This is a genomic window from Glaciecola siphonariae (assembly GCF_042652645.1).
In the GTDB taxonomy this organism is placed as follows: Bacteria; Pseudomonadota; Gammaproteobacteria; order Enterobacterales; family Alteromonadaceae; genus Glaciecola; species Glaciecola siphonariae.
This window is the reverse complement of record NZ_JBHSGU010000005.1, coordinates 379223-401880: the sequence shown is the minus strand read 5'-3', so window position 1 is coordinate 401880 and position 22658 is coordinate 379223. Positions and strand designations below refer to the sequence as shown.

Below are 22658 nucleotides of genomic sequence, written 5' to 3'. Positions count from 1 at the left end.
GATTGTAATGGCACTGTTTGTTTTAGTGGTGCTCACTATGCTGGCAGGCACCATGATCACGATTATCTCAGGGTCAAACAAAAGCGTGGTGCATGAAGTGTATGGCTTACGTGCTCAGCAGGCAGCGCACGCGGGTATTGAAGCGCTCATTGCTGCAAGCTTCCCAGTGGGCGGTGTGGCTCAAGCGTGCGATACCTCTTTAAACAGCAGCGCAGCCTTTTCAAATGTAAACGGCTTTGCCAATTGCCGATATAGCGCGTCGTGCTCATCGAGCGATATTGACTTTAATGACGCCAACTATCGATATTATCGCTATTCAAGTACAGGATTTTGCGACACCGGAGACTCTGTGGTTAGCCGCACCCTCTATGTAGACGCCATGCAGGAGGATGTACCTTAATGAGAATGTATAGAGCGCTTAGTTTTATAGCCCTTTCGATGTTAAGCGCGAGTGTTTTTGCAAACGTGTGCTTAAATTACTTTCCAGACCCTGCGTCTACTTCGTCGTCTGTAGGCACGATTTCATTTGCCGCAAATAGTGAGTTGATTGGCAGTGACGGAACTATCGATATCGGTATTTTGCTCGATGACTCTAGCGCGAGTTGCGAAACCCAAAGCTGCGTTTCGTCGGGCACTAATACGCCCGCTTTTGATTTACCGAGCTTTCAAATTAGCACCAGTTCAGCCGACGTAACGGTAGGTATCAATAGCTCATCTACCATGCAGCAGGTAGACCTTGATAATCTCGTGTTGCAGTCAAACGCGAAGATAACCGTGATGGGACAGGGCGGTACAGTGCGCATTGAAAAGCTTGATTTAAGCTCAAATGCAGAAATTAAGCTGTCGGCCGGCGTATATTACATCAACACAATGCTGCTAGCTGACGGCGCAAATATTAAGGTAAAAAACGGCCAGCGAGCCATAGTGTATGTGAACGATTTGACCATACAAGATGGCGTAGCGATTAACGCGAATGGTGATGCTGACCAACTTGTGATCACCGCATTCAATGACGTGAGCATTGGCGAAAGTACTAATACAAGCGCCTACATTTATGCACTAAGTGCGATTAATATCGGCGCAAACGGGAATATTTATGGGGCGGTAAATGGCGAGACGATAACCCTCGGCACCGGCACTAGCATTTCATATCGTGTGGCCAATATAGAGCAGGCGAACTTTAATGGCGCGTGTGGTCTTAACGCGCTGTTGCCAACACCGGTGATGGAATACACAATGGATATGTGCTTAACACCGTCGCAAGACCGCGGAATAAAAGACAGCGTTGGCGGCAACGATGCCGATGCTTGGAACGGCATTGAAGTAGATTTTATGGCGCAATATTGCCAAGGTGCACGATTTGACGGTGACAGAACCTTTATCGACATTCAAGACTCAGGCTTATTCGATTTGCAGCAAGGCGCAATTTCGTTTTGGGTGAACGTTGAAGATCTCACGTTCAGAGGAAACCCTCTAAACAACAAAATTGGTTTGTTTTCAAAAGACACTTGGGAAAGTATTGACGATAGGATGACCCTGTTAGTTGATGCCGCTGGTAAATTTGATTTTCGCTATTTAGGTGCACAGGAGACCTATCTTGCAACTTCGGCGGTGATTACCGAGAACACGTGGCATCATGTGGCGCTTACCTGGGGACCCGACGGTATATACATTTACGTCGATGGAGACCAAGAAGCAAGCGCAACTAATAACACCACGGCTCGTTTAAGCCCTAATGGCCTAGACCTCGCTATTGGCGCGAATGCTAGAGGCTTTCAACTATCGTCAAACGGCCAGCGCGGTTTGCAACTGCGTGACTTTTTTAAAGGTAGTTTTGACGAATTTAAAATATTCGACACGCAGCTAAATCCTCTGCAGATTGAGCGCTTATTTGGTTTAGCCGAACAAAGCTGTACTAGCTGCTCGAATTCGCCCGTTTTGATTTCGCACTATAGTAATGACGTGTGCAGCATTAACGCCAATGAGGTGATTGATGTTGTTAGTCAGAACAACGGCAGCACACATAATGGTGTGAGTACCGATACCAGCAGCCGCTTTTGTCAAGGCTTGAGCTTTGATGGCACAAGCGCATACGCAAGGGTGCCTCATTCTCGTGATTTTGAAAACGCCGGCGGCGCGGTGTCGCTTTGGTTTAACATCCCAGACTTATCGCATAGCAGCCAAGCTCTTGCTGTGGGCTCTGGCACTATCGATGGCAATGTACTGTTTACTAAAGACGTGCGCGATGGTGTGGATGATGGTCATATCGACGTTCGTATAGACGAAAATGGCAGGGTAAGAGGTCGGCACCAATACAGCAGCGGCACCGACTCATTTAACTCAGGTTCAGCAAGGGTAAGCGAAAACACGTGGCATCATTTGGTGTACAGCTTTGGCAGTGACGGGGTGCGAATTTACCTTGACGGCGCCTTAGTTGACAGCTTGCCAACGGTTACCAACGGCTGGCAAAACAATTTGGCCGATATCGTCATTGGCGCAAGCTCACGGGGCTGGAATCAGGCAGACGATTTTGAAGGCGCGCTCAGTAATTTCTTGAAGGGTGACATCGATGACCTAAAGATTTATCGAAATCAGCCTTCTGGCGCAGATGTGGTGAGCTGGTATAACGACAGTGACTATGTATGCAAGTCGTGCTCAAGCTTGGTAGCGCGCTATACTTTTGACAGTGAAGGCATTACCGGCAATGTGGTAGAAGATACAACGGCTAACGGTTACGATGGTTTCTTCCAGCGTGACCTCTCTATTGAACTTCCTAGTAACAACAAATTTTGTAGAGCGCTGTCGGTGCCAAACGACCGCAGCGTTACCCGCTTTAAAAACTTTGATACCCGTATCGACTTAAATGAGATTGGCAATCAAGGCGGGGTATCGTTTTGGTATCGTTCGAATAAAGATTGGGGCAGTGCCGGGCCACAGCAGCTTCTCGATGCCACCCGCGGCAATAAGTTCTTTTATTTATCGATTACCAGTACCGGCGCCCTGTCATTTGGCGCCGAAGATGAAGACGACGAAGATATTCGTTTTATCACCAGTGACACAAATATACAGGCCGGGCAGTGGGTACACATTACGCTGAATTGGAACTACGACACCAATAAAATGAATATTCTGCTGGATGGGGTGGAGCATTACAGCGGCACGTTTAACAGTAATATTGACAATATAGCGCCCTACGGCACCTTGACCTTTGGCGACAATAAAAGCAGCTACTTGGTATACGAAATGACCGGTAATGCGGCCGACGGCTTTTTTGATGACATTCGCATCTACCGTGAGAATATTACCGAAGCGCAAGCGATTCAGGATATGTCAGAAGCGACGCGCTGTAATTCTACCCTAGGGTATGTGATAGAACATCCAGAGAGTGCACTTGTCTGTGGCAGCCCATCTATTGTGATAAAGGCCTGTGCTAATCTGGATTGTTCAGAACTAAGCGGCGATCCGACCACCGTGCAGCTTTTCCCAGCGGCGTCATTTGTACAAAGCCAAGTGACCTTTACCGGCTCTACCGAGGTGCAGTTAAGCCGAGGGGGTGATACCAGCTCGACCCTCACATTTGGCAGTAATGGACAAAATCCGGTGGCCCCTGTGACCTGCTCGCCAGATTGCACCATTGATTTTGACGACGCAGGCTTGGAGTTTTTTCATGTCGCTAGTGGCGCAACAAATTTCAGCGAACTGCCGTTTACCGCCGAAACTCCTTTTGCACAACTTGGCCTGCGCGCCGTTGGCAGCAACGGGCAAAGTTGCGACGCATTGGTGTCTGAGGCGCAAGATGTCACCATCAGCTACGACTGCGTGAGTGAAGCTGGAAGCGACTATTCACCAAGTAGCTGCGCTACGCCATTAAACGGTATACCCTTTGACGGCAGTGAACCCCACAGCGGAACAATTAGCGTAGTATTTGACGCTAATGGCGAGGCCTCGCTAAGCGCGCTTTCATATGCTGATGTTGGGCTGCTCAATCTCACGGCTAATGCAACCATTAACGGCGCCGAAATTGGCGCTGCCAGTACACAGATAAAAGTCGTGCCCGATTCTTTTGGTTTGAGTACTAATGCGCCAGCAAAACCTACTGCGGGGCAAACATATAATGTGCAAATTCAGGCGCTCGGTGCTGCAGGAGGCGTGCTTCCAAGCTATAGAAGCAATGTGCCCCAACTTGCCGCTAAGCGAATTGCGCCGATCAATTCAAAAGCAGTAGATGCGGCCTTTGAGTTTAATGCGCAAAATACCGTACAAACGAGTGCTGTCGAAGCATTCGGAAGCATGAGTGAAACGAATTTTGTCAACGGCACGTTTAGCTCATCCACTGCATTTTTTGAAGAAGTAGGCACTTACCAACTTATTTATAGAGATGCCGACTATTTAGGAAAAAGCATAGCCTCTACGCCGATGAATTTTGGACAGGTCATTCCCGCATTCTTGTATGTGAATATTCCTAATTCCCTTACGCCGCAATTAAGCCCTGCTGCCGGCACCTTTACCTACGTGGGGCAAGACTATGGTTTTGCCGCTGGTTTTGAACCCGTAGTGCAAATTACTGCCTATAACAACTTACGCCAGGTTACTCGAAATTACTCGGGTACAGCTTGGCGTTTACCCATGACAACGAGCAAGGTCGATAGCTATGTGAGCTATACAGATGCGTCTGCCTACTCTGGCGATATTCAAGCTAAAGTGAAGGCTGCCAACATTGAGCAAACTAAGCAAAGCGAGTTTAATGGTAATTCGTGGGTGAGGTTAAAAGGGCCGACCTTGGCCTACACGAAAGTGGCCTCGCCGCAAGGTGCTGACGCGAGTCCGTTCGATGCATTGGTAAATATCAATTATGCCGCGGCCTTTTTTACTGATTTAGACGGAGTGTGCTTTCAAAGCAATTATCCGAACGGCTGCGACAGCTTTAGCATAAACAATGTTTCGGGCACGCAGATGCGCTATGGGCGCTTGTTTTTAGAAAATGCCTTTGGACCCGAAGACAAAGCACTGCGCATGCAGGCCAAAACGCAGTACTTGATGAACGGCCGCTGGCAAACAAACACGCAAGATAACTCAACCGTGTTGGCACTGTCGCAAAGCGCGGGGCACATCGATATTTTGCACGACCCACAAAGCCCCAATGATATAACTGCGGGGGTCAGTGGTGTAACGGCAAACAATATTGTTAGCGGTGGACACTCTCAAGGGAACGATTTTCTATTTGCACCAGTCTTAGCTTCGGGTTCTGCTCAGGTGGGCAGTTTTTTTGTCACGCTCTCGCCCACGTCAGCAGCAAATGATTGGGCCGCATATTTAAATATGGACTGGGACGGTGACGGCGATATTGATGCTGACGATACACCCTCTGCAGCAATAAGTTTTGGACTTTATCGAGCAAACGATAAAACAATCCATTGGCGTGAGGCCTTTTAAGCAATAAAACCAATAAGCGCGCTTGCTCAAAGCGCGGTGCATTGGTAAAGTTACGCAATTATGTCGTCACTACGTGTCACGAATTTAAGACAGTGACAAACGCATCCTACATTAACAATAATAAAGGCATTCCATGTTCAAGAAGCTTCGAGGTATGTTTTCAAACGACCTTTCTATTGACCTCGGCACAGCAAACACGCTGATTTACGTGAAAGATCAAGGCATTGTGTTAAACGAACCATCGGTAGTCGCTATCAGGCAAGAGCGTGCTGGTGGACCTAAAAGCGTCGCGGCAGTTGGCCACGAGGCCAAGCAAATGCTGGGCCGCACGCCTGGTAATATCAAAGCCATTCGCCCGATGAAAGACGGCGTGATTGCAGACTTTTATGTGACCGAAAAAATGCTGCAGCATTTTATAAAACAGGTTCACGACAACAACTTTTTACGCCCCAGTCCGCGCGTGCTTGTGTGCGTACCGTGTGGCTCAACACAGGTTGAACGCCGCGCTATCCGTGAATCTGCGCTTGGCGCCGGTGCCCGAGAAGTGTATTTGATAGACGAACCGATGGCAGCCGCAATTGGTTCTGGTTTACCGGTATCAGAAGCGACCGGCTCAATGGTGGTTGATATTGGTGGCGGTACAACCGAAGTTGCGATTATCTCTCTTAACGGGGTGGTGTACTCGTCGTCTGTGCGTATTGGCGGAGATAAATTCGATGAGGCGATTATCAACTACATTCGTCGTAATTTTGGCTCGCTCATTGGTGAGGCCACGGCCGAACGCATTAAACATGAGATTGGAGCAGCCTATCCAGGTGAAGAAGTGAAAGAGATTGAGGTGCGTGGTCGTAACCTTGCCGAAGGTGTTCCGCGTGGATTTTTGTTAAACAGCAATGAAATACTCGAGGCACTGCAAGAGCCTTTATCGGGTATTGTGAGTGCAGTAATGGTTGCGCTTGAGCAATCACCGCCGGAGCTTGCCTCTGATATTTCAGAGCGCGGCATGGTGCTTACCGGTGGTGGTGCATTACTTAAAGACCTAGACCGTTTGCTTATGGAAGAAACGGGCATCCCGGTTGTGATTGCCGATGACCCATTAACCTGTGTGGCGCGGGGCGGCGGTAAAGCCTTCGATATGATAGATATGCACGGCGGCGACCTCTTTAGTTACGAGTAAAAGGTAGCATGACGTTGCTCGCTTACCATGAATGAAGTTTTCCCAAGAGGCCCATCCTTACTGACTCGCCTAGCCCTCGTGCTAGGTTTTTCAGTTATTGCGATGTTCGTTGATACAAAAGTAGAGAGCGTGAGCACGTTCCGGGCGTACCTCACCTCGTTGGTAAGCCCCTTACAATATATTGCCGATATGCCAGGTGCGGTGCTCAACTGGAGCGCTTCACGCTTTACTTCACGTGAATTCCTTTTAGATGAAAACGAGCGACTAACCGCACAAATCACGCTGATGAGCGAGCAGCTACAGCGCTTTAATACTCTGCAGCAAGAAAATCAAAACTTACGAACCCTGCTCGACGCTCCGGTACAGCAGGAAATGCACAAAATGATTGCGGAGCTAATGGCCGTTGATAATAACCCCTATAGCCACCAAATCGTTATTAACAAAGGCGCGCTTGAAAACGTTTATGCCGGACAGGCGGTGCTAGATGAAAGCGGAATCTTAGGGCAGGTAATTGAAGTAGGCACCACCAACAGCCGCGTGCTGCTGATTTCAGATGTTACCCATGCAATTCCAGCTCGCATAAGCCGAAATAACGTTACTCTGATTGTGTCGGGTATTGGTGATGTGAGCGAACTATCTTTAGAGCACGTTGCGCACAGTACTGATATTCGTGAGGGCGATATTTTAATTTCATCGGGCTTGGGCAATGTATTTCCACAAGGATATCCCATTGCCCGCGTGAGCTCCATTGTGCGCGACGAAAGCCAGCCCTTCGCCCAAGTGAAAGCGCAGCCTTTGGCAAAGTTAGACCGAATTAAATATTTACTGCTGTTATGGCCTAAAGATATAGCGCCTGAAGAGGCAATTTCGAATCAGCAAGTGCTCGATGGCCTAGGAGCTGAAAATGAAGAGTAACCGTACCTTCATTTTTACGAGCATCATGATTGGCTTGATTTTACAAATCATTCCTATGCCTGCACAGGCCGATATGTATCGTCCAGATTGGCTTTTGCTCATTTTATGCTATTGGTCGATGGCGCTGCCTAATCGCGTGAGTGTGGGCATTGCCGGGTTAACGGGCATTATTCTCGATTTACTCTATGGGACTGCACTGGGCGTCCACAGTTTTGCGCTAGCGGTGCCCATTTTCATTGTGGCAACAAATTATCAGCGCATGCGCAACCAGTCGATTCTACAGCTGGCCATCACCATAGGCGTGCTCTCTTTTATTTATCATCTTCTGATTTATTGGCTTCAGTTCTGGCTCACCAGCATCGAATTTAGAGTAGAGTTTTTGTGGCCCACAGTGACCTCCGTTTTGCTATGGCCTTGGTTATTTTGGTTATTGCGTAAATTCCGTCGTAAACTCGGAGTGTCGTAGTGCAAATGGCAAAAGTGATATTGGCCTCGGCATCGCCTAGACGCGCCGAATTATTGCGTATTATCTGTGAGGATTTTGCAATTGAGCCTGCAGACATGGACGAGAGCCCTTTCGAAGGTGAGTCAGCGAAAGATTTAGTATTGCGCTTAGCTAAGCAAAAGGCAGAGCTTGTTTTAACATCGCATATTAATTCCGAGCAAGCCGATGACAGAGTGCTCGTGCTTGGGTCTGATACGCTCATTGAGTGCGGCGGTGAGGTGTTAGGTAAGCCAACAGACCAAGGCGATTTTTTGGATATGATGGCGCGCCTTTCGGGACGCGAGCATCAAGTGCATACCGCCGTGGCCTGCTTAAGCAAAGAGCATACATCTATTGAGCTTGTAAGTTCGACCATCGAGTTTGCTGATATCACGCCTGAGCAAGCACACGCCTATTGGCTGACCGAAGAACCGAGTGACAAAGCTGGCGGGTATGCAATTCAAGGGCTTGGTGCACAGTTTGTGAAACGCATCAACGGCAGTTATAGTGCAGTGGTAGGGCTTCCTTTGTACGAAACCAAAAAAATGCTGGAGACATACAAATAATGGATATCAGCGCAGAACTACTCATCAACGTCACGCCCTCAGAATCAAGAGTTGCGTTGATTGAAAACGGTATCCTTCAAGAGGTGCACATTGAGCGGCACACAAAAAAAGGCATCGTTGGCAATATTTATAACGCAAAAGTAAGCCGTGTTTTGCCCGGTATGCAGGCTGCCTTTGTGGATATTGGCTTAGATAAAGCCGCTTTTTTGCATGCCTCAGATATTGCTGTATACGACGAACTTAAAGATGAAGTCGCTGCCAATCAGCTAGAGAAAAAAGACATTCGCGAATTGGTTCGTGAAGGTCAGCATATTATGGTGCAGGTGGTCAAAGACCCGCTAGGCACCAAAGGTGCTCGGCTTACTACTGATATTACGCTTCCGTCTCGATATTTGGTGTTTATGCCCAGCGTAACCCACGTGGGCGTGTCTCAAAAAATTGAAGATGATGCCGAGCGTGAGCGTCTTAAGTCTCTTGTGGCCGATTTATGTGATGAGAGCGGCGGCTTTATTTTACGCACTGCCGCCGAGGGTGTTAACGGTAAAGAACTTCGGCAAGATGCAGAGTTTTTACGCCGACTTTGGGCAAAAATTGCCTCGCGTAAAAAATCTAACAAAATTAATATGCTATACGAAGATTTACCAGTGGCTCGACGCGTACTTCGTGATTTTGTTGGCACTGAAATTGACCGCATCCGCATAGATTCCAAATTAACCTATAAAGAGCTTGTTGCCTTTACCAAAGAGTACGTGCCTGAGCTTTCCAGCAAGTTAGAATATTATCAGGGCGAGCTGCCAATATTTGATCAATACGATGTTGAAAACGAGCTGCAGCGTGCGCTTGGACGCCGCGTAGACCTTAAATCAGGCGGCTATATCATACTTGACCAAACCGAAGCGATGACCACGATTGATATCAACACCGGGGCATTTGTAGGGCATCGGAATTTAGAAGAAACCATCTTCAATACCAATATTGAAGCCACCCTAGCAATTGCCAGGCAGCTGCGTTTGCGCAATTTGGGCGGCATGATCCTGATTGATTTTATCGATATGATGGAACCTGATCATCAGCGACGAGTCTTACATTCATTAGAGCAAGCGATGAGTAAAGACCGTGCTAAATCGAGTATTTATGGGTTTACTAAGCTCGGCCTGATTGAAATGACGCGCAAGCGCACCCGTGAGTCTTTAGAGCATCAGCTTTGCGGTGAGTGTCCGGCCTGCCGAGGCAGGGGTACAATTAAAACCATTGAAACTATCTGTTTTGAAATAACGCGAGAAGTGGTGAGAGTAAATCGCGCTTACAATGCAGATAAGTTTGTCGTGTATGCGTCGGTGCCAGTAGCCGAGGCACTCATGGGCGAAGAGTCACATATTTTGGCTGAGTTAGAAGCCTTTGTGGGGAAACAAATCAAAGTGCATACCGAGCACCTATATCATCAAGATAAGTTTGATGTGGTAATGATGTGAGCAGCAGCAATCGCATCATCGCTTTAGGCATCAGAAAGCTATGGACCCTTATTGCGGTTCTTTTAGTGCTTGTGGCGCTTTTCATCAGCCTGTTAAGGTATTCACTGCCCCTGCTAGATGATAGAAAGCATGTGATTGAAGACTATGTTGCAACACAGTATGGCCTAGATTTGTCGATAGGGTCAGTGTCGGCAACTTGGCAGTCGAGTGGGCCGAGTCTTCAATTAAGCGACGTGCACTTGCGCCAAGGTGAGCAGTCACCGGTTGCGTTAAAAGTGGGTGATGTGTATTTGTCGGTAAAATTCTGGTCATCAGTATTTAGCGGCAAACTGCAGTCTCGCAATGTTAATTTATCTGATTTACACCTTTTGCTAGACCTTCAGCGCATAGAAGGCGGTACCACGGATTTTCCGATATTACAGGCCTTAGAAAGTATTTTCCTCGAGCAGTTAAGTAACTTCTCGGTGACCAATAGCGAGATTACCCTAGTTAATAATGCCAATCAGAATACTATTCGTATACGACAGCTTTCATGGCTGAATATTGGTAATCGCCATCAGGGTTTAGGCGAGCTGTCATTGCAAGGTTTTGCTTCTAACACCGCGTCGTTTGTACTCGATTTAGAAGGTGATGTAGATAGTTACGACGGCACTTTGTATGCGAAGGGCACTGACTTAGACATATCTCCTTGGATAAATGAGTTTACCAACTTAGATAGTAACTTGGTTACTAGTAAGGGGAATATTGCGGTTTGGGCGCAAATAGACCAAGGGCAATTCACGGATATTCGTGGTGAGGTTCAGCCCAGTCAGTTTGACTGGCGAACTCGCGACACAGAACAACAAATAAATACCCAAGTATCGGCGAGTTTTGCTGCCGCTCTAGACGATGATCAAAGTAGCCAGTGGCGCTTTGCAATTAAAGACTTTAGCGTGCAAACCAATAATGAGTCGTTTAACAGCGAATGGTTAGGCACATTCTCTCCTGCCTTAGGCGTGTCTTTACATAACAAAAAGCCGCTTAATTTAAGTTCTTTGCTTCCGCTAAGCGCTTTAGTATTCGCGGCAGATTCACCTTTAAATGAATCTCATCCTAGTGTTGAGATGCCCAAGCTCTTTGTTAATCTCACGCAACAAAAATTACAGGTGGTCGCAAATGATACGCGACTGTCGTGGCATCAAGTTGGTGATATTCCGGGCATTGAGCAACTGTATGTTGATTCATACTGGTCAGGACAGCACGGCTTGGTGCGCTTACGTAGCAAAGATACAGCGCTGGAAGCACAAAGCCTGTTTGATCGTGCGTTAGCTTTAGAGCAGCTCGACATTCCAATTAACATAAAGGTGACCGACACCACATGGTCGCTTAGCAGTACACGTGGTCAGGTGCTGGTAGACGGCATTAACATGCGGCCAAACTTAAGTTACGCCAGTGAGTCCGGAACGCTATCGATAATGGCTGACATCGGCGCGCTGCCCTTAAAGCAGGTGCCCAGTTTGCTGCCTAATCAGTATATGGGAGATGACGTAAAAAGTTATTTAAGCGATGCCTTTGTTGGCGAAGGCAGCGTTAAACATGCTCATATTTTATGGCACGGAAAGCCATCGAACTTTCCATTTGACGATTTCAGCGGTACCTTTCAGGCCGCGGTGGCCATTGAAAACGCCGATTTTGTGTTTTCGGACGCGTGGCCTGAACTGTCGAATTTAAGCATAGACCTGCTGTTTGAAAATGAAAGCCTATACATGACGGCGGATTCTGGTGTGTTGGCAGGCGTGGACTTGTCTAATCTGCGCGCCGAAATTCCCTCCCTTACCAACAATTCTATGCTCACCATTTTAACTGATGGCACAAGTGATGGCGCTGCGGTGGCGAAATTAATGCGCCAAAGCAGTTTGAAAGACTCACTAGGGCGAGTGTTATCACAAGATGTGGTTGTGTCGGGGCCGGTGAGCACAAAGCTTGGTTTGTATATTCCCTTGTCAAAACCTGACGATACCCGAGCGGTAGGCGAAGCGATACTGTCTAACAGTGATGTTCGCATTGCAGCCCTGGACCTTGATTTTACGAAGGCTACAGGGGTCATTGCGTTTGATAATGAAACCTTGAGCATTGACGGTATAGATGCTGTGTTACTTGATCAAAGCGTGAGCATCGCCCTTGGCTCAGAGCAAAGCGAAGACGCTTATGACTTAGATATCGATATTGTAGGCGCTTGGGATATCGCGCCTATTCTTGATATGCATGCGAGTAAGCTTAACGACTACCTTAGTGGCGGTGTCGATTGGCAGTTGTCGCTTGATGTATCGCTACAGGGGGAAGATTATTATTATACCGCGGAACTCGATAGTGAGCTTTTACGCTTAGGTTCTGAATTGCCCTTTCCGCTGCAAAAACATGCAGACAGTGTGTTGGACTTAAGTGTTAAAGCAAATGGCAACAATATGGCCTCCACGGTTGAGTTAAAGCTGGGCAGTGACGTGACGTTTGAAGGTGTTTTGCCGCATAAAGAAGGGCAGTTTAGTCGCGCACATCTTGCATTGGGGCAAACCGATTTTGTGGGAATGGGCGTTGGCTTTAGTATCAGTGCAAACTTGCCGTCAATCGACACTGAAAAATGGATAGCGTCGGTGAGTGCCTTAGTAGGTGGTTTAGAAGACTCGGGCAGTGCCATTTTATCTGTACCGGAGCGTATTTTTGCGCAGGCCGACCAACTGCTGGTATCGGGTACCCGCGTTACCGACGTAAACCTTACGGCCAAACGCCTTGATAGAGACTGGCGCATTGAAGTGGATGCCGACCAAGTGCGAGGCACCATGGATATCAGCGATGATTGGGTGTCCAAGGGTGTGCGTATAGATGCCGATTACGTAAAGTTAAATGACGTTGATTTTAGTCTGGATGCGACCAAAACTGAGCGCTCCATAGTGCCGCAATCGCTGCCGTTAATAGATTTTTCATGTGAAAGCTGTGAAATTGCCAATACAAAACTCGGGCGCATAAACCTGCAGGCCCAGCCAAATGATGACGGCTTGGAAATTACGCGGGTACAAATGCAGACAGATAACGGAACCATTAATGCTTCAGGACAGTGGTACAAGCGTCATGAAGATCATTACACCTTTCTAGCAGGGGATTTACGTAGTGCCGAATTTGGTAGGCTGCTGAGTGATTTCGGACTTGATTCAGGCATTAAGGATTCTCAGGCGAACATCGACTTTGCGGTAACCTGGAAAGACTCGCCCATGGATTTTGGATTTGAGCAACTCGACGGGCAAATCGACTGGGCGCTTACCGACGGCTACCTGACCGAAGTGAGCGATAAAGGCTCGCGTATTTTTACTCTGCTTAGCTTGAATTCACTCGTGCGAAAGCTATCGCTTGATTTTAGAGACGTATTTGCCAAAGGATTTTTCTACGACGACATGAATGGCAGCATTCAGATTACCGACGGTAAGGCAGATACGCGAGACACCGCTATTGACGGCGCCGCAGGCGATATTGAAATTTATGGCTATACAGACTTGGTGTCTAAAGAGCTAAATTATAATGTTAGCTTTACACCCAACGTGACCGGGAACTTACCCGTTTTGGTTTACTTTTTCACGGTAAGCCCGCCGTCGGCCTTAGCAGCACTGGCCATTGACCAGGTTTTAACCTCAACAAAGGTGATTTCTAACGTAAACTATTCGGTTTCGGGCACGATTGATGACCCGGTTTTAATTGAAACAGGAAGAGAAAGCACTGAGGTTGAACTACCCACACGGCGCAATGTGGAGCCCGACACAATTGAGGGAGATTTTTTACCTCCCACAATAGACGATTTGTTGCCTATGGAGCAGGGCGGTGGTTGACTTAATTGCACTGCAGATGACGTCAAGCGCGTCTATTGCTGAGAATCTAGATAAAGCTGAAAGGCTGATAGCTGCAGCCAGAGTAAATACACAACATCCTGCTTTATTAGTGCTGCCTGAGTGCTTTAGTCAATTTGGTTGTGCAGGCGCAAGCATGCTTGAACATGCTGAACCCAAATCAGTCGATGCAACTGTCCAGGCCCGTTTAAGCGCGCTAGCAAAGCGCTACAATCTGTATTTGATTGGCGGCACCGTTGCGCTAAAAGGCGATAACAGTCATCGATATCATGCAGCAAGTTTAGTATATGATCCCAGCGGTAAATGCATTAGCCAATATAATAAAATGCATCTATTTGATGTGGAAGTAGATGATAATACTCGGTCGTACAAAGAATCAAAGTACACCCTTGCCGGTAAGCACTTAGCAAAATTTGATAGCCCATGGGGCTTTGTGGGTCAGGCGGTGTGTTATGATTTGCGCTTCGCAAAGATGTTTGATGCCTTAATGCCCGCAAATGTGATGGTATTGCCTAGTGCGTTTACTTATACCACCGGTAAAGCGCATTGGCATGCTCTATTACAAGCCAGAAGTATTGAGCTGCAATGCTATATTGTGGCGGCCAATCAAGTTGGTATTCACGCAGATGGCAGAAAAACCTTTGGGCATTCATGTGTGTATTCTCCTTGGGGAGAGTGTTTGTCGGTGATTGAACAAGACGAGGGCTGGGCCTCGGCACGCTTTGACAAGAAACAATTAGAAGACATTCGAGCAAACATGCCGATTGCTTCACATAAAAAAGAGAGATATGAATTTGAATAAGGCCGTGGAACAACATTTATTGCATCAGTCTGGACTTGATAAAGCGAAAATTTTTGGCTTTTTAGAGCAGGTTATGCAACATCAAAACACCTTTGCTGACATGTATTTTCAGTCGAGTCAGCACGAAAGTTGGGTGTTAGAAGACGGCATTATAAAAGACGGCAGTTACAACATTGAGCGTGGCGTGGGCGTGCGCGCCGTTAACGAAGATAAAACAGGTTTTGCTTATTCAGACGAAATAAACACCGACGCTTTGCAAAAGGCATGTTTGGCGGCAAGAACCATTGCGCCAGCAAATGGAAAAGTAAAAGTGGCGGTCTTTGTCGATAGCGATACTAAAGCGCTATACAGCCCTAATAACCCGCTTCTTGCCATGTCTGACGATGAAAAAATTGCGCTATTGCGTTTGGTTGACGCCTATGTTCGCAAACAAGAACCGTCGGTGAGTCAAGTGGTGGTTAGTTTAACCGGTGTATATGAAGAAATCCTAGTTGCCGCAACCGACGGTACATTTGCGAGTGATGTTCGGCCCTTGATTCGTTTAAACTGTAGCGTATTGCTTGAAAAAGACGGCAAGCGCGAGCGCGGTGCTTCAGGATGTGGTGGGCGCCGCGGTTATGAGTTTTTTAGTGCGCCTGTTGAGAGTGATATACCACGTTATCAACAATTAGCTGATGAGGCCTTGCACATGGCGCGCATCAATCTTGAGGCGGTGCCAGCGCCAGCAGGGGCTATGCCTGTGGTGCTAGGAAGCGGATGGCCCGGCGTGTTGCTGCATGAAGCGGTAGGTCATGGTCTTGAGGGTGATTTTAACCGCAAAGGTGCATCTACTTTTAGCGGACGTATTGGAGAGCAGGTGGCGTCAAAAGGGGTCACCGTAGTTGATGACGGTACCTTGGCTGACCGGCGCGGCTCGCTCAGCATAGACGATGAAGGTACGCCCAGCCAATACAACGTGTTGATTGAAGATGGCAAGCTAAGTGGCTACATGCAAGACAAGATGAATGCAAAGTTGATGGGCGTAAAACCTACTGGCAATGGTCGGCGTGAGTCTTATGCGCACCTACCTATGCCCCGCATGACCAATACCTATATGCTAGGTGGGCAATATTCGCCTGATGAGATCATCGCGTCGGTAGATAAGGGAATATATGCGCCTAACTTTGGCGGCGGGCAAGTTGATATTACGTCGGGTAAGTTCGTGTTTTCAACCTCTGAGGCTTATTTGATTGAAAACGGCAAAATTACTCAACCAATTAAAGGTGCGACCTTAATTGGAAATGGCCCAGAGTCGATGCAAAAAATCTCAATGATTGGAAACGACTTAGCCCTTGATGCTGGCGTGGGCGTATGCGGCAAAGACGGTCAGTCAGTGCCTGTTGGTGTAGGGCAGCCCACGCTTAAAATTGACGAAATTACGGTAGGCGGTACGGCTTAATTGTACAGAGTGCTGTGGTGATCGGGCTACTGTTAGCGACTTTTAAGTTATAAATAGGATGTTAAGCATAGCTTGATACAGCTTGGAGGCCTCAAGGCCTAAAGCGCGCTAATCGCCGAGCAAGGTCTGTCAGAACTTGGCGATTGTTTTGCGCTTTCTCGGGAGCTAATGCCAATAAATTATCTACTTCGTCGCGTGTTATTTTTTGTTGGGGCACATGCGCCATTAATACATCGCAGTGAGTGTAACGTTTGAGCTTTTGCAATGACGACGCGTATTGTTCAGGCAAGTTAACGGGGAAGGGAGGGCTCAGCTTTCCTTTTACTTTCACTACTAAATCGGCTACGTACAATAGATTGCGCTTCTCATTAAGTAATGAGACGTCCATTGCCGTATGTCCCGGCGTTTTTATGAGTCGCCAGTCTTCAAAGCCAGGAATTGCTTCACCGTCATTTAGCATGATATCTGGACGCAGGTGCGCTTGATACCAAATGTTTCTGCGGGTTCTGCCAAGGCGTTTGGCTACCCAAAGCGCGAGATAAATGTCTACTAAATGAGATAAGCGCCCACTTACTCCGCTATACCATTGTTGCTTAAATAAACCACACACAATTTTGCATCCGCTGCGCTTACGTAAGTAGTGGGCGCAGCCTGCATGATCCGGATGCATATGCGTGACTGCTAGCGCTTTTAAATCGGACAGCGGGCGATTAAGTGTGTTGACAATAAAATCTTCAATGAGAGTAAAATCGGCTCTACAGGCACCATCCAGCAGAAGCAAACCGTGAGGGTATTCTGCCAAAAAGATATTCTGTATATATCCGCGAAGCGTATGTAATTGCATGACTAGCAGTATAAGAGTGTTTCACTCCTCGTACCAGTCTTTACGCTTTTTTCATCTCAACGACGTCTGCTTTTTCAGCTTCTAAAATACTGTCTGCATCGGTACCGCGAAGTAATTTGCCCACAGAGTCTTTATTTTTGGCAAGCAAAATAGAAAGTTCCTCGGCAAGTGTATCGTCTAACTCAATGCCTTTTTGTTGTATGTAAACACTTAGATTGTCGGCTATGCCTAACATTTTGTCGTATTGGTCTGCTTCTTTTTTGTCGGTGGTTACCAATTTATCGACTCCTTTATGTTGCACAACGTACTGCGTGATAATGGCCATATACATTTCCTCGTTAATGAAAGAGAGTAGCCACACTATACCGCCATATGCTGTATAAATAAACAGGCTATTGGTCTAAAAATCATGAACACAACTATAAGTTATGTAGATGGTTTGATAGCTGTTAATAACTGAGGAGGGCGTGTGTTTTGTTTCACTCGAGTAAAAGGTATCATTTTTGACTTAGACGATACCCTTGTTCACGCAAAACTAGATTTTGCTGCCATGAAGCAAGAAATTGCATGTCCACACGACGACGACATTTTAGAATATATCAACACCCTCGCCCCCGAGAAGCGCGAGGAAGCGACGAAGCTTGTGCTCATGCACGAATTAAGAGATGCTGAAAATTCCCGCTTAATCGCCGGCGCAAAAGACTTCATTGAGCGAGCGATTGAGGCGGGCATACCGCTTGCTATTGTGACGCGCAATTGCCGAAGGGCCACGCAGCGAAAGCTTGAACTAAATGCAATACCTATCGAGCACGTGTTAACCCGCGAAGATGCCTTACCGAAGCCTCATCCAGAGGCCCTACTAAAAATTTCAAATGATTGGCAAATACCTGAGGCGCGCATCGCATACATTGGTGACTATAAATACGACATTGAAGCTGCCCACAACGCAGGCATGCAGGCATGGCTGTTTGAGTATTGTTCAAAAAATACGCAATATGAAAAGGCGCTACGATTTATTCCTGCGCCGTTAGCACAATAAAAATGCTAACGAGAAAAAGCTTTTAAGATAATTTTTAGCTTCATACGAATAAATCGATTAGTCGAAAAAACAGACAATTGTATACGCTGAATGGGCGTTAACTATCGATGTTAGGTTTGTTTCATAAGCCGGCATCCAAGAATGAATAAACAATAACAAAAATAACAAGCGAGATAAGAAACAAATAATGGATTAGCAATTAAGGATAAGCAATGGATGCAGTTCACGTAGTCTTGCTGTTAGAGCTTTTGTCATTTGAGCGGCTCTCAGCAAAGGTGATATCAATAAACGATATTGCAATAACCCTCATAATCATAAGCGCAATGGCCTTAAGTTACGCTACGCTGCTGCGCTTTTATCGCTTTGGTTATACTTTTTATGCTCGGCATAAAGAGCGCAATCAGCATTGCGGTCATAAAAATCAAAAACCCAGCGCTGGTGTGTCAGCACACTGGCATCAACCTAAGCGTTCAAATGCAAAAGCACTCCCGCGTCGGCATTTAGCCAATATTTCTGATTCACTTTTAGACGTAGTCGACACCATGGTGCGCTCGCAGTACGTCATGAAAGACAAAACGGTATACCCGTCGATATTTCAAACGCCCGCTAAAGCCAACATCATTAGTCTTAAGGCCTTAGCTGAAGAACTCAGGCAGAGCGCGCTGTTAGATGCGCCCCCTGAGCACGCTCAGCAGCATTCAAGCCACCCCATGCCAAAGTTAGTGTCGCCTATGTCAAAGCGTAATGAAAATTCACCTAACAAGCATCAGCTAATAAGTGATGTTAATACCGCTCAAGTGTTCATGGACATATTACCCGCGATTAAAGATTATGCGGTAGAGCAGAATAAGTCTCTTAACGTAGAAGAACTCGCTCATGGATATGTAAGTATGCCAAAGGGCATGACTGAAAAAATGTTAAGAGAAGTTTTGCTCAATGCCATTGTGCATAACTGTGATGGGTGTCAGATAAGTCTTAAGATTTCATTTACCGATGAGTTCGCGTGTTTTGAGGTCAGCGACACAGGAAAAGGCTTGAGCAGTGCGTTGTGCAGCAAGATTGCGCAATACGCAAAAGAAAAGCGCCATACCCGAAATAGACGGTTGTCAGACGCTGAAACCGCCTTTAATTTGTATTCTATTGCCCGCTTGCTTCGCTATTATGGTGGGAGCCTAGAGCTAACGTCAGCTTTAGGCTATGGCACAAGACTTAGATTGTTAATGCCCGCTCGAATTTGTCGGCCTGCTATTTATTTAAGTAAACGTTTTGCCGCAAGGCAGCAAGAAAACTCAAAAGTGCAGGACCGGGCGAAAAACAATCACAAGAAGCAAGTGATGTATATTGGCAAGCATATACACGCAGAGGAGCTGCTCAAATCTCAATTTGCGCAACAATATGATGTTACGGTATGTGCGGGTTTTGACGATGCGATGGCAAGCATATTTGAGCATACTCCCGATATTGTGTTGGCTGATTTTAGCTGGCAGTTTGCGCTGGGCATTCAACTGGTTAAATTCCTAAGAGGACACCAAGCGACCAGTACCATTCCTTTTTTGATGATTTGTGGGGCAAACGAACAAAGCGCCAGGGTAAAAATGTATGCTAGCGGTGTGTCTGCCATAGTAGAAAAGCCATTAAATATCAACGAATTAAAAACCGTTACTGATAACTTATTACAAAACCGAGATGTGTTAAAAGGGGAGTTAAAGCAGGCACGAGAGGGGCAAAATTTCAATGCGCAAGTACATTCGCACACGGGTGTATATCAGGTAGCTCAGCACAATCAGTCAGCCATGCTTAATAAAGTAAGTGAGGGCAGCGAAAGCCAAGGCTTTCATCAAGACGTAATCTTGAATGAAAGTCTAGATGCTAACGATCATAAAATAGACTCCCCAAGCGAGAGTTTCAGTTCGCAGCTTGAGCAAATATTAAGTCAGCATTATCGCCATGAAGGCTTCAGCCGGTTTGATGCGGCAAGGCTAATGCACGTAAGTGAGAAAACTTTGCAAAGGAGGTGTCAAAAACATATGCATATGTCGTTTGGGGAGTGTTTAAGGAGGTTTAGACTCTCACAAGCGCGAGAACTGCTGCTAGAAGGACACGAAATCACACATGTCACTTTCGAGGTAGGCTTCAATTCAACGTCACATTTTGGTAAGTGCTTTAAAAAGGAATACGGTTACCCACCATCCATGGTGATGCAGAGCTAGCCAATACCTAGTCGTGACCGCCTAGTATTTGCACTTGCGCAATGTCGGTATCGCCTTTAATAAGCTTTAGCACGGCGTCTTGGGTCAAGGTCCGCATGCCATCGCTCATCGCTTGCGCTTTCATTTGTGACACAGCCGCCTCTTTGTAAACCATCGAGCGAAGCTCGTTAGTCATACCGAGTAACTCGTGAACCCCGGTACGGCCCTTGTATCCTGTATCGCCGCACTTATCACAGCCTTTTGCCCGATACAGCGTAACGGTATCGCCGAGTCCCAGTTCGTCAAAGTAATCTTCGCCGTACTGGCGCTTCAAAAAGGCGATGTCATCTTCATTCGCTTGATAAGCTTCCTTACAGCTGCAAAGCGTACGAATGAGTCGTTGTGCAAGTATTCCGACGCATGCGTCAGAGAAGTTGACCGGGTCTAAGCCTAAATCCAACAATCGAGTGATAGTTTCAGGTGCAGAGTTAGTATGCAGAGTAGATAACACTAAGTGCCCGGTTAGTGAGGCTTCTATGCCTGCATGCGCGGTTTCTTTATCACGCATCTCACCTATCAGAATAATGTCTGGGTCGGCACGCAAAAACGCGCGAAGCGCATTAGCAAAGGTAAAGCCAATTTTAGGGCTAACCTGCACCTGTTGTAGGCCTGCTTGGGTAATCTCTACAGGGTCTTCGGCGGTCCAAATTTTCTTGTCTGGCGTGTTTAAGTAGCCAAGTATTGCGTGCAATGTTGTGGTTTTACCCGAACCGGTTGGTCCTACTACCAGCATGATACCGTGTGGCTTTTTGATCATGCTTTCAATCATCCCCATATTACGGGGTGACAAGTTCATTTTTTCAATGGGCATGGCGCCGCCGGTAGCCAAAATCCGCATGACTACGCCTTCACCCGCAACGGTTGGAATAGTCGCCACTCGGACTTCTACCGCCTGACCGCTTAGCTTAAACGCAAGCTTGCCATCTTGTGGAATACGTTTCTCAGCAATGTTCAGGCTCGACATTATTTTAATACGGGCAATAACGGCGTTGTGGTGCGAAGCTGGAACCTGATTTATGTCTCTGACCACACCATCAACACGCATCCGCACTCGCGTGGGCGCGCCTTTTTCGGGGTCGATGTGGATATCTGACGCATTCAAACGCTTAGCGTCTTGCAATATTCGACTCACCAAACGCACAACCGCCGGTGCATCTTCAGCTAAGTCGTCGCTTTGGTCCTCTAACTCATCACCGGTAGTGCCGATTTCGTCGAGAATGTCGTCCATGTCGCCAGGACCAGAACCGCCAACATTCTCTCCAAGATACTGAAGAATATGATTTGGCAAACCTACGGCAATATCATAGCTATCGATACCAAGTGCGCTTTCGATTTCCATCAAAAGTGCTGCATTGTTAGGTTCGGCCATTAACACGACAGCGTTTTCATGTGCGTCAGCAATAACGGCAACAAAATTTCGTTTCAAATAAGAAAGGTTGAGGCGACTGTTGCTCTGATACATGTGATATGTGTCGGGCAAGTAGTCAATAAACGGTACCTGATAATGTACTGACAGCGCACTTCCAATGTCTCTCTCGCCTACACGATGCTCAGTGTTAAGCTTCGCGACTATTTGTTTAACATCAGCTAGCTTCACGACCTCTTGGATGACGCTTTCAGATACTAAGCCGCGTAATACCAAATAATCGAAGGGGTTTTTAGTGCCGCCGAGCTCGTAGCGAAACTTGTCGCCGAGCATATCACCTATTTGCATACCCATTTCAAGGTCTTGCTGGTTATAGTCGCCGCCCTTTTTGTTGATGATTTGCATAACGCCCATCATCACCCCAGCATTCATAACTGGGATACACAGGATATTTTCTGTTTTAAATTTACTTGCACGGTCAAACTTTTTGTCGAAGCGCAGACGCTGATGAATATTCAGCAACTGCATATCGTCGTAAGGGTCATTAATAATAAGCGGCTGTTGCGACATCGCCACATAACCGGCGATAGATGCCGGGCTAATTGGCACTTTAATTTCGCGTGTTTCAGCACCTGTTTTATAACGGGCGACCAAGTCTTGCTGCTGTGCGCGTTTTTGGAATAGCGACATTCGCGAAGCGCCAAAGGCTTCCAAAATAAGTGGCTCGAGCTTCTCGTAAGCTGCCATCAAATTAGGAAACTCTTTTAATTGCTTCTGTAAAGCTTGCAACAAAGGAGAGTTAGGAGCGCTATCGAACATATAAAGTCAACATTCCAATCGTAAATTAATAAATTTGGCTAGTAGATATATCGGCAGAGACAATTAATTGATTAATTATCATATATGCATAAATCCATTAAGCCTATCTTTTCCTTAAACAATGTGTCCACATCTTATTACGTTTTTTCTTAGCGTCGCTTGTTCAGATATACATCTTTGCT

Annotated in this window: 15 protein-coding genes; 12 read left to right on the top strand and 3 right to left on the bottom strand. The window is 46.8% G+C overall.

Annotated features, from left to right (window positions below):
- Window positions 1–7 precede the first annotated feature (7 nt).
- The 10 genes from ACFO4O_RS12900 (at window position 8) to tldD (ending at window position 16159) form a co-directional block, all read left to right on the top strand.
- Window positions 8–400 carry a type II secretory pathway component gene (locus tag ACFO4O_RS12900; RefSeq protein WP_382409167.1) on the top strand — a complete coding sequence of 131 codons (393 nt, stop codon included), beginning with the start codon at window positions 8–10 and terminating at the stop codon, window positions 398–400.
- Window positions 400–5433, top strand: a complete 5034-nt coding sequence (locus tag ACFO4O_RS12895; protein ID WP_382409165.1) for a DUF6701 domain-containing protein — start codon at window positions 400–402, stop codon at window positions 5431–5433. Before ACFO4O_RS12900 ends, ACFO4O_RS12895 begins: the two co-directional genes overlap by 1 nt.
- Before the next feature lie 133 nt (window positions 5434–5566).
- Window positions 5567–6610 (top strand): rod shape-determining protein, encoded by a 1044-nt coding sequence (locus ACFO4O_RS12890; RefSeq protein ID WP_382409163.1) that lies wholly within the window; start codon window positions 5567–5569, stop codon window positions 6608–6610.
- Between the two features lie 27 nt (window positions 6611–6637).
- On the top strand, window positions 6638–7525 hold the full coding sequence (gene mreC / locus ACFO4O_RS12885) for a rod shape-determining protein MreC (protein ID WP_382409161.1): 888 nt from the start codon (window positions 6638–6640) through the stop codon (window positions 7523–7525).
- Window positions 7515–7991: a rod shape-determining protein MreD gene (gene mreD, locus ACFO4O_RS12880; RefSeq protein ID WP_382409159.1), complete on the top strand. Its 477-nt coding sequence runs from the start codon at window positions 7515–7517 to the stop codon at window positions 7989–7991. The genes mreC and mreD overlap by 11 nt, the downstream gene beginning before the upstream one ends.
- A gap of 5 nt (window positions 7992–7996) precedes the next feature.
- On the top strand, window positions 7997–8575 hold the full coding sequence (locus tag ACFO4O_RS12875) for a Maf family protein (protein ID WP_382409157.1): 579 nt from the start codon (window positions 7997–7999) through the stop codon (window positions 8573–8575).
- 5 nt (window positions 8576–8580) lie between these two features.
- Complete coding sequence (gene rng, locus ACFO4O_RS12870) at window positions 8581–10047, top strand: ribonuclease G (protein ID WP_382409598.1); 1467 nt, start codon at window positions 8581–8583, stop codon at window positions 10045–10047.
- On the top strand, window positions 10044–13901 hold the full coding sequence (locus ACFO4O_RS12865; RefSeq protein WP_382409155.1) for a YhdP family protein: 3858 nt from the start codon (window positions 10044–10046) through the stop codon (window positions 13899–13901). Before rng ends, ACFO4O_RS12865 begins: the two co-directional genes overlap by 4 nt.
- Window positions 13894–14721, top strand: coding sequence for a carbon-nitrogen hydrolase family protein (locus ACFO4O_RS12860; RefSeq protein ID WP_382409153.1), 828 nt, complete (start codon window positions 13894–13896; stop codon window positions 14719–14721). Before ACFO4O_RS12865 ends, ACFO4O_RS12860 begins: the two co-directional genes overlap by 8 nt.
- The gene (gene tldD, locus ACFO4O_RS12855) at window positions 14714–16159 is read left to right on the top strand and encodes a metalloprotease TldD (RefSeq protein ID WP_382409596.1); all 1446 of its coding nucleotides are present in this window, start codon (window positions 14714–14716) and stop codon (window positions 16157–16159) included. Before ACFO4O_RS12860 ends, tldD begins: the two co-directional genes overlap by 8 nt.
- Window positions 16160–16250: 91 nt before the next feature.
- On the opposite strand, the gene ACFO4O_RS12850 is transcribed toward tldD, so the two are convergent.
- A complete protein-coding gene (locus ACFO4O_RS12850) occupies window positions 16251–17003 on the bottom strand; it encodes an MBL fold metallo-hydrolase (RefSeq protein WP_382409151.1) in 753 nt (250 codons plus the stop codon).
- A 40-nt stretch (window positions 17004–17043) separates the two neighbouring features.
- Complete coding sequence (locus ACFO4O_RS12845) at window positions 17044–17328, bottom strand: YebG family protein (protein ID WP_382409149.1); 285 nt, start codon at window positions 17326–17328, stop codon at window positions 17044–17046.
- A gap of 144 nt (window positions 17329–17472) precedes the next feature.
- Between ACFO4O_RS12845 and ACFO4O_RS12840 the strand changes: the two genes are divergently transcribed.
- Together ACFO4O_RS12840 and ACFO4O_RS12835 are read left to right on the top strand one after the other, a co-directional pair.
- Window positions 17473–18042 (top strand): HAD family hydrolase, encoded by a 570-nt coding sequence (locus tag ACFO4O_RS12840; RefSeq protein WP_382409147.1) that lies wholly within the window; start codon window positions 17473–17475, stop codon window positions 18040–18042.
- A gap of 212 nt (window positions 18043–18254) precedes the next feature.
- A complete protein-coding gene (locus ACFO4O_RS12835) occupies window positions 18255–20252 on the top strand; it encodes a helix-turn-helix domain-containing protein (RefSeq protein WP_382409145.1) in 1998 nt (665 codons plus the stop codon).
- 7 nt (window positions 20253–20259) lie between these two features.
- Here ACFO4O_RS12835 and ACFO4O_RS12830 read toward each other — a convergent pair whose 3' ends face one another.
- Window positions 20260–22404, bottom strand: a complete 2145-nt coding sequence (locus tag ACFO4O_RS12830) for an ATPase, T2SS/T4P/T4SS family (protein WP_382409594.1) — start codon at window positions 22402–22404, stop codon at window positions 20260–20262.
- Window positions 22405–22658 lie beyond the last annotated feature (254 nt).